Here is an 8,668-nt window from a genome sequence, read left to right as displayed (position 1 = left end):
GTTGATCACACCTTTTTCAGCAAGAAACTCAATCTCATTTTGTGCCCAATGACCTTTTACATCAGAGAACTTGGCTTCTTCATTTGTTGCAGCTGATACTACGTTCAATCCACCATTAACAGTTACAGGTTGTCCTATAGTTACTGCTAGTAAGGTTGCTCCAATTATTAATGTTCTTTTCATCATAACCTCCACAATATGTATACTTACAATATTATAAGTTTTTCCTATACATCCACATTTCCCCTATTAATTTTACACTATAGAATTAACAATTTGAACGATGAAAAAAGTTAACACATAAAGACGCTTTTCAGAGTTATTTCTGAAAAGCGCCATTGATGTAGTTCATTAATCTATTGGCTTTGGATCAATTGCTACTTGGGGATATCCATAAACATGTCCTACTAGTGCATTAAAATAACCTGGAATATTTTTTAGGGTGAATTTCAGTAAGTGATTTTCTGTAAATGTTTCTACTGTCATATAACCGTAATCTACTTTTGCTCCTTCTCCTTTTAACGCTGCATCTAAAATCCATGTATAAGTTAAATTTAGTAGATTGCTTTGAAAACCGTAAATAACGATTGCCTTTTCGTGGTCATACCTTACTCCTGATTCAGAAGTTGCCCTATAAGTAAACCACATTTCTCTATGTTTTTGGTCAGACAGACTAAACTCTCCCTCATCCTCATAGGATACATACACATAGTCTTTTCCAACATTATATGCTAAATCATCAAACCAAGCATAAGCAACGATATCTCCTCTTAGTTTAAGCTGACTATACTTGGCATGGTCAACTACTCTAATTATTGTTACGATTGCTTGCTCTCTCGTAATATGCTTTCGTGGCATAAATTGACCGTTAGATCCTTGCATAAGCTCCAAAGTATAGGCAGCACTTACGGCAGGCTTCGCCCATTCTCCTATTTGATTATAATCAGAATATCCCATTTTTTCCTCTGTTGCATATGAAACAATACTTCCCTGATGTATTGTATTCATCAACATTTGTGCAGCTTGCTCACGGGTGATATATGCATCTGGCGAAAAGGTCGTATCAGATGTACCATTCACACTGCCAATAATATAGGCAAGGTTGACGTGATCTAAATCCGTATCTTCAAATGGTTGATCAATCGTCACTTTTTCAAGTACCATTTCCTTTGTCCATTCATATGACCTTTCGACCATTTCTAACTTTTTAAAAGCCACGTTAACTAATAGCTCGGCAAACTCCTCTCGCGTAATTGGGTCAGCGTAATTAGATTGCAATCTTTCTGGAACAATTCCTAGATCAATGCCTCGTTGAATCGTATCTTTCGACCAAGCACTTGGCTGGTCTCCAGCTGCAAATACAGATGTAGATGGAAGTAACAACATTAATGATATTATAACTACTAACGTTTTCTTCAACATAATTTACCCTCGCTTTTCCCATGTAATATAAATTATAAATACTTTTACAATATCAAACTTACATTCATTTATTTACCAATATAATTATATGAAAGGGATTATTCTAAGTAAATAATAACTTAGAGATTAAGACTCTTTAATTCACCTGTTTTAAAGAAGGTTGATCTTCAGCAATATGGCCCAAATCATAAATAAAGGCGCATCTCTTAGAGAAATGCGCCTTTATGTTGAAGATGATACTTCCATATTATAGTTATCATTCATTGGTTGAAAAAGTCATCATCCTTGTATGCGTGAGACCAATGAAAAGGTTGTATTTCTTCCAATGATTTAAAACGCAATTTGTTATCGTTATCTATGTAAGATATTGCTACTTTGACTTCTCTTCCCCAATAATACAATCTCTCTTGACATATACCGCAAGGAGTTAGGATCTTAAATTTTTTATTTTCATCATCTCTTACAACACAAATGGAATGAGTAACTTTTACATTTAATTTATGCGCTTCTAATATAGCACCTGTTTCTATACATAACTCTGTTGAAGCGTTAACAATTTCTGGTGCAACACTTGTCAATATTTGCCCATCTTCAGTATACATTGCTGCAGCACCACCCCAACCAGTAGGATATCTTATTTTAATAAGCTCTATTGATGCTTGATACAACTTTTGTTCAATATTTATTTTTCTCTCTCCTTTTTTTTCTAAATTAATTTTATCTTTTATTGTATTATACTTCGCTAATTGACCAAATGAAAAACGCATATCTTGTTTTCATGTCATTGTGCAGGTTTAAAATATTTTGTGTTCTCCTGAGTTGTTGGAGAAAAAATTTTTTGACTGGTATTTTCAACAGCAAAAAAGCACATACCAATTACAATAGTTAATATATGAAATTTTCTATTAAAATAAGAACGAATAGTTTGTCTTTGCAATCGTCTATTCGTTCATTCAACAAATTTTCTATTATGTTTCATATGGATTTATTGTGCGTAAGTAGTCATATACCTAAGTTGGATAACGTTGGATCTAACTTAATTGCCTTTTCATAATCAGCTTGGAATCTTAAATTGTCTTTAAGTTCTTTATATACTTTCGCCCTATTGAAGTATGCAACTGAAAGTACCTCGACATTTTCAAGACTACTTTCATTTAAGATTTCTATAAAATTATTATAACTATCTATCGCTTTTTCGAATTCCTCTAATTTTTCATGGAGATGTGCTTTTGTATTATATGCTTCTGTGTTTTTTCCATCTAATGCGATCACCTTGTCATAATCTGCTATTGCTTTCTTGTAGTTTCCTTGCTTTTGATATAGAGCAGCCCTGCATTCATATGCACTTGCATCTTTTTCATTTAATTCAATAATCTTATTATAATCTAATATGGCTTTCTCGTAATCTTTTAGATTTTCATATAAAGCTGACCTACTTATATATGCATTTATATCTGTCCCATCTGATTCAATAACTTTATCATATCTGAATAATTCTTTTTTATAATAAAGATTTCCTAAATGATACATTGCTGCCTCATAATATTGGTCACCCACACTAACTAATTGAGTGATTTGTAAAAAATCTGCCTGAGCATTATCATAGTCTTTTAGTTCATCATATAGTAATGCTCTCTGGTAGTATGAGACAATATCATGTTTATCTAATTCAATTGCTTTAGTATAATTTGCTATTGATTGTTCATGTTTCTTATATTTACCCATAACATCTTCTCCTTTTTTATTTTACTTAAAATATTAATTCTAGATTTGTTGTTATAGTCCTATTCAATACCGAAAAATTGTATTAAAAATAGTACGAAACATAATATCACATAAGCATATTAGAATCAGTCATTTCTTGGCTGTTTTTCTCGTCATAGGGTTTAATGAAATACAGCTCCTGGCGTTCTGCTTTTAGTTCTTTACATTTTTCGATTGCTACATATTTACTATGGATAATTGTTGTAAAAACTTCCCACGGCTACCGGTTCATTTTTATAGCATAGTTTGATAACTCTCCTTATTTATAAGGTCTGTATTTTGTCCACTATTTTTGAATTCCTGTTGTTGCTGCAGCTAGTAATATTAATGAAAAAACAAACATTTTACTCTTCCGGATAATTTGTAGCTAGACATGATATAATGGTATTGAGAGAAGCGAGTTAGTGACTCGCCTCTCCTTGTGTTGCTTAGTCCTTCTTTTCGCCTTTCCACTGTTTTATGATCCAACTCATCGAAACGATGTAGAATGCGATTCGAAGGGCTTTGTCCTTGCATTCTTTACGAAAACATCCTTATTTTAACGTAATTCCATAAACCTTTTTCCTTATTATTTGAAAGCCACAATATTTGAGAAAACAGACTATCAATTATAGATCTAATAAATCAAAATACTTGTTATTCCACAATCTATCCCTAAAATGTAAAATGAGGCTGGGACAAAACCCAATTAAAATGAAGAAACCGCACGAAATCCTATTTATAAACCTTGATTTCGTGCGGTTTTATTTTTGCTTAATGTATAAAAACCATTTAGTTTTCCACTTATGTCCCAGCCTCATTTAGCTGAAGAATATAATTCTAAAATTTAATGTGTGTTCTTTTACTAAAGCCTCAAAACATCCCTTGGTAATAATTATACTTAGGTAAAAGGTCTTTTAATTACTACTTATGTGTTTTAAAAAACTTTCGTATGCTTTAGCAGTAATCATTGATATTAAATAAATGAATATACACGAAACAACAGCTACGAAAAGTAAATAAATTGTTCTATTAGGTTTAGGACTTTCTACTATGAAAAAGGCGAATATAGTTATTAATATTGAAAATCCAATTGCATTTGTAATGTGTTTACTATTTTTACTCAAAAACATCCTCCTTTCTTTTACTGTTCGTCTATCTTGGACTATTAATTTTAATAATCTCCTCTTAATATCCACCTAATTTTAACATAAATACCCAAATGATTTATTATATTATACGACTACTATCCCAAAAAAAGAGCACTGCCCTTCCAGAATAACCCCCTACAATGAAAAAGGACGCATCTCGATATTTAAGATTTGCGCCAGATTTTTTAAAAGGGTCATCAAAAACATTCATTTTATTCACTTCTTTCGCTAACCTGTACAAGAGAAAGTTTATAACAATTCCTTATTCTTTTTATAGGAACGATTTAAAGAAATAAAGCTGGAGAGAAACCTCACTATGCTAACGCTCAATAATAATCCTAATATTTCAAACCATTCATTACGACTAGACGGAACATTAACACCTATCAAATAGACAGATATAAAAATTGCAACAAATACGATTGTCCTAGTAAATATAAACCTTATCTCTTTCTTATACGCCTGTTCTGTTGCAATATCCGTATATTCAATACCAGACATTATATACCTTCCTGATACATAAAAGAGGAAGATAGCAATGAGAAACAATAAGACAAACTCTACACTTATATTAAAATACTTGTTACTGATAATCATCACAATTAAGGAAATGAAAAGAATTATTGCCCCTTCTGAAAAAAAATACAACATTCTTTTTTCCTTATATTCATCATCTGATACTAAAAAAGAAACCCAAGATTTCATTATGTCTCAACCTCCCAAAATAACTCATCTAAAGTTTTATTAAGCTCTTTTGCTATCGCAAAACAAAGAAAACTGAAAAGTAAATTGCTGATTATGTAAAATATGAAAAAGTTCCAAATTTTCATTTTTGAAGAACTAGAACTATTCGGCTCATTAATTGTCCAAAAATAATAAGGGGCGCTTATCTGTATTTCAGATTTGCGCCATTGTGGAATAATATTGTCATGTAGTCTTAGAACTATTCGACTCATTAATCATTGTGTTTAATAGAAACCTATGACGATGTTATAAAAATTCTTCTGTAATCAAGCTATCTGGATCTGCTAAAGTTTGAGGTGTTAAAAAAGCACGGTTTGAATGGGTTCGCAGTTTAGGTATCCTAGTTTTCCATCCACTACCATAATGTATGGAAAGCCTCCCTCTATTATTATGTTGAATTTATGATCTATGAGAATTTAATAAGTGGTTTAATTGAAATACTGAGAAGTACAGTTGTAAGCTTATTATTGTCTATCGTATAGGGGCACCAATTGAGAAAGTGATTTGGGATCCTGCAGCGGATCCTGCAGCGATTATCATACACATCCAACAAACCATTGTTATTACAAATAAGTAAGTATTCATACGATCTCTCCATTCTCTAAAAATCTTAATAGTATATATTATCTATAATTTAATTTATTTCTTGGACTAGCACCCATATAGCTTGCCCATTTTCTGTTCTTTAGAGAAATTATCCTTCCTACACGACTTATTCGACTAAATTTCTATTATGTTTCACAAGAGATACTTTTTTCCGACTTTTTAAAATAGTTTGAGTATTATTTATAAAGGTATTTTGATTGTATTTTTTATCAATAATATTTATCTTACTTTTAATAAACTTTATTACGTAATCTGCCCCTAAAATGAATAATGGCACATATCTATATTTCAGATATGCGCCATATCGTATTACAAGATCATCCAGTACATTTCTGATTGAACCAATTTTATAAATATTACTCTAGCTTTCACTACATTCTTACTTAATTTTGAGAATATACTATTGATATTCTCTAAGAATCCCAATTGTCAGGTACTAGCAACCATAAACCAGGATTCACACACTCGTTACCGACAATAAAATCATTGGGAGAATACTTTAAAGGTATTTTAAGTATATTATTTATCCCATTAAGGATTTCCATATTTAATGATGAAATTAAGTCGATATTATATGAGTTCAAAATTGTATTTACTTTTATTTCATCTGCTTCAAAAAAATCATTTTCTAATTCACTAAACCAACCTTCGTAATATTCTGCAGTTGGACCTCCCATACCATGTGGGCATTTAGTTGATTCTACATTGGTTGGATCTACATAACACCACCAAGATACTTCTGTAATTATTATCCCTAAAGATGAAATCTCTTTAATGAAATGTACCAAATTTTCCTTCATTACTATACAGTCAATATACCCTTTTCCGACAGTCTGTACTTTATATTTTGCAAGCAGTTTATCTAATTGAGCTACTAGTTCTTCCTTATTTAACTCTAAATGTTCAAAGTATTTCACCTGTAGTACCCTTTCTATCCTTTGTCATCGCGGCATTTTGTTGAAAACTTAGTGTACTTTCCATACAATTTATTATTTGATTCTAAGCCAACTTTTTAGAATTATTTAGAGTCCCTCATTCTTAAATACACGTTCAATAATATGCTTCACTCTGATGTTAGCTAAAGAATATATTATCTTTTTCTTTAGTAAATTCTTCCTAAATAGCTTCCGATATTTTTATACAGTCTTCAAGACTATGTTCCTCTCCAAATGCTTTATCAAACACATCTTTAATTATATTTGCAAAGTCCATATGATTTTTAATTTGTGGTAAAGCATTAACAATATATTTAATTTCTAATTTATATTCATCTAATGGAGCGCCACTAGATAGTAGCCCCCAACAATCCCAATTGTTAATATGTTTTTCAACAATATTAGTAGCCTTGTTTATTTACAATTTACTCACCTTTTCGATAGGTATTGTAACTACTTAACCAAAGCTATGTTCCCTTGGTATTCCGAATGTTTTGTTTATAAATAAAACTCGCTAATCATAACATAGGGAGTTTATAATGAGTTTATTATTCTATAAATCTGAAATGCTCGTTAAACCAGTCATCCCATTGTCCATTTTCCTTTTCTTGAGTACCTAATCTAACCGCTTCCTTAGCTGCTATTTCAGCTAAGCACATTTCACTTAATTCACTTTCTACTAGAATATCATCAAAAATAATTTCCGCGTTATATTCTTTGCCTTCTTTATAGTCTATTTTTTCACTCTCGTTATTAATAGAGGTTTTAATACACAACACCTTAGCTTGCTTTACCATTTTATTCTCTCCCATTAGGTCATCTGATTAAATCATTGAGTTGTACAAAAATGATATAAATGAATAAACAAATAAATACAAATATGCTCAAATGGTTTATTTAGGATAAAACAGAATTTAAATTTTCACTATACAACGAAATATGAATTTATTCTAAACTTTCTTTTATTACTACTATTGATGTGGAAATAAGTCTCGGGAAGTAACTGATTGAACCCTCTGTCAAGAGGGAAAAGGTATAGTCACTTACACAACTTGAAACCCAACTTTTCATTTTCCTATTTATTATATTAAATGCTAAATATTCCTTAATTTCTTCTGTTGTACTAATTGAAACGAACATTTACATAATCACAAAGTATAGTACTACCGTTCCTAGTAGAAATTTTTTTACCTACCCTCCGGATCAACAAAAATTTCTATTATAACTTCTAAAAAGTTGCACTCTATGTAAATTTATTTTATTTTAACAGCTAACTAGAATAGCTTCTACTATAAATATAATCCGTAGATCATTCTTGTTGGAATAATCTTAAAACATACTTTTTAGGTATTTCTTCTTTTCGATAGAAAGAGCTAAAAAGGTTTATAGCATGCTTAATATTTAAAACCTCATTCTTCTTTATTACTATTGGTCCCCCACTAAAATTTATTGATATAGGTTCCCTATTATTATTTTCTAATCCTAAAATATAATGAGTTCCTCCCAACTTATTCTTGTATTCAATGGTTAGCCTTAATTTAGCCCCTGCACACTGTATAAAATCTCCTAAATCATTTGTAAGAATAAAATATGAATTACCTCGAATGGTAATGTCATTTAATTGGCGCATAATAAATTCCAATGGTGGGTTTTCTACAGTCTGTTTTTCATAGTTCTTTTCGTATTCAAATAACATATTTTCTCCTTTGCTCTTTAGATTGTCCTCACAATACACTGACTTTCTTTTATTGGTAATTTTAACATAAATAATCTAGAGGCTCTCCGCGTTACTATATAAAATGTTTAAATAAATACATGTGCATGTAGCCAATTACTAAAACTTGGTTAAACAAAATTACACACAGGAAAAAGAATGATACTTTTAAGTAACATTTATGAAAAGCGCCATATTGTTGAATTATAAGAAATTAGCAATCCCAGCTCCGCCTTCACCAATGGAATAGATAAAATTAAATTCTTTTTACAATCGGAACAGTCCAATTTCGCTGGTACATCTTTTCTATCTTAACCATTTTTTATCTTCCAAATATTTTACCCATTGTTCAT

At 30.8% G+C, this 8,668-nt stretch carries 10 protein-coding genes; all 10 read right to left on the bottom strand.

Annotation, left to right across the window (positions count from 1 at the left end; all coding sequences use genetic code 11):
• Positions 1 to 183, bottom strand: a 183-nt coding sequence (locus tag SLH48_RS21885; protein ID WP_320259854.1) for an S-layer homology domain-containing protein, incomplete at its 3' end; no start/stop codon positions are given.
• A gap of 168 nt (positions 184 to 351) precedes the next feature.
• Positions 352 to 1,422: an S-layer homology domain-containing protein gene (locus SLH48_RS21880; RefSeq protein WP_320259853.1), complete on the bottom strand. Its 1,071-nt coding sequence runs from the start codon at positions 1,420 to 1,422 to the stop codon at positions 352 to 354.
• A gap of 260 nt (positions 1,423 to 1,682) precedes the next feature.
• Positions 1,683 to 2,108 carry a cytidine deaminase gene (locus tag SLH48_RS21875; RefSeq protein ID WP_320259855.1) on the bottom strand — a complete coding sequence of 142 codons (426 nt, stop codon included), beginning with the start codon at positions 2,106 to 2,108 and terminating at the stop codon, positions 1,683 to 1,685.
• A gap of 316 nt (positions 2,109 to 2,424) precedes the next feature.
• Complete coding sequence (locus SLH48_RS21870; RefSeq protein WP_320259852.1) at positions 2,425 to 3,147, bottom strand: tetratricopeptide repeat protein; 723 nt, start codon at positions 3,145 to 3,147, stop codon at positions 2,425 to 2,427.
• Between the two features lie 935 nt (positions 3,148 to 4,082).
• Positions 4,083 to 4,292, bottom strand: a complete 210-nt coding sequence (locus tag SLH48_RS21865) for a hypothetical protein (protein ID WP_413785458.1) — start codon at positions 4,290 to 4,292, stop codon at positions 4,083 to 4,085.
• 273 nt (positions 4,293 to 4,565) lie between these two features.
• On the bottom strand, positions 4,566 to 5,021 hold the full coding sequence (locus tag SLH48_RS21860; protein ID WP_320259850.1) for a DUF3278 domain-containing protein: 456 nt from the start codon (positions 5,019 to 5,021) through the stop codon (positions 4,566 to 4,568).
• Positions 5,022 to 6,079: 1,058 nt separating this feature from the next.
• Complete coding sequence (locus SLH48_RS21855; RefSeq protein ID WP_320259849.1) at positions 6,080 to 6,583, bottom strand: hypothetical protein; 504 nt, start codon at positions 6,581 to 6,583, stop codon at positions 6,080 to 6,082.
• 199 nt (positions 6,584 to 6,782) lie between these two features.
• The gene (locus SLH48_RS22590) at positions 6,783 to 6,986 is read right to left on the bottom strand and encodes a DUF1871 family protein (protein ID WP_413785459.1); all 204 of its coding nucleotides are present in this window, start codon (positions 6,984 to 6,986) and stop codon (positions 6,783 to 6,785) included.
• Positions 6,987 to 7,149: 163 nt separating this feature from the next.
• Entirely contained in the window at positions 7,150 to 7,398 is a 249-nt protein-coding gene (locus SLH48_RS21850) for a hypothetical protein (protein ID WP_320259848.1), read from the bottom strand.
• 512 nt (positions 7,399 to 7,910) lie between these two features.
• Positions 7,911 to 8,297: a hypothetical protein gene (locus tag SLH48_RS21845; RefSeq protein WP_320259847.1), complete on the bottom strand. Its 387-nt coding sequence runs from the start codon at positions 8,295 to 8,297 to the stop codon at positions 7,911 to 7,913.
• Positions 8,298 to 8,668 lie beyond the last annotated feature (371 nt).

It is taken from the genome of Cytobacillus sp. IB215316 (assembly GCF_033963865.1).
Classification (GTDB): Bacteria; Bacillota; Bacilli; order Bacillales; family SM2101; genus Nanhaiella; species Nanhaiella sioensis.
This window is presented reverse-complemented; position numbering and strand designations above follow the sequence as displayed.

Coding starts and splice junctions, on each gene's coding strand:
- SLH48_RS21880 (WP_320259853.1), bottom strand. CDS start 1,422: ATGTTGAAGAAAACGTTAGTAGTTATAATATCATTAATGTTGTTACTT.
- SLH48_RS21870 (WP_320259852.1), bottom strand. CDS start 3,147: ATGGGTAAATATAAGAAACATGAACAATCAATAGCAAATTATACTAAA.
- SLH48_RS21860 (WP_320259850.1), bottom strand. CDS start 5,021: ATGAAATCTTGGGTTTCTTTTTTAGTATCAGATGATGAATATAAGGAA.
- SLH48_RS21850 (WP_320259848.1), bottom strand. CDS start 7,398: ATGGTAAAGCAAGCTAAGGTGTTGTGTATTAAAACCTCTATTAATAAC.
- SLH48_RS21845 (WP_320259847.1), bottom strand. CDS start 8,297: ATGTTATTTGAATACGAAAAGAACTATGAAAAACAGACTGTAGAAAAC.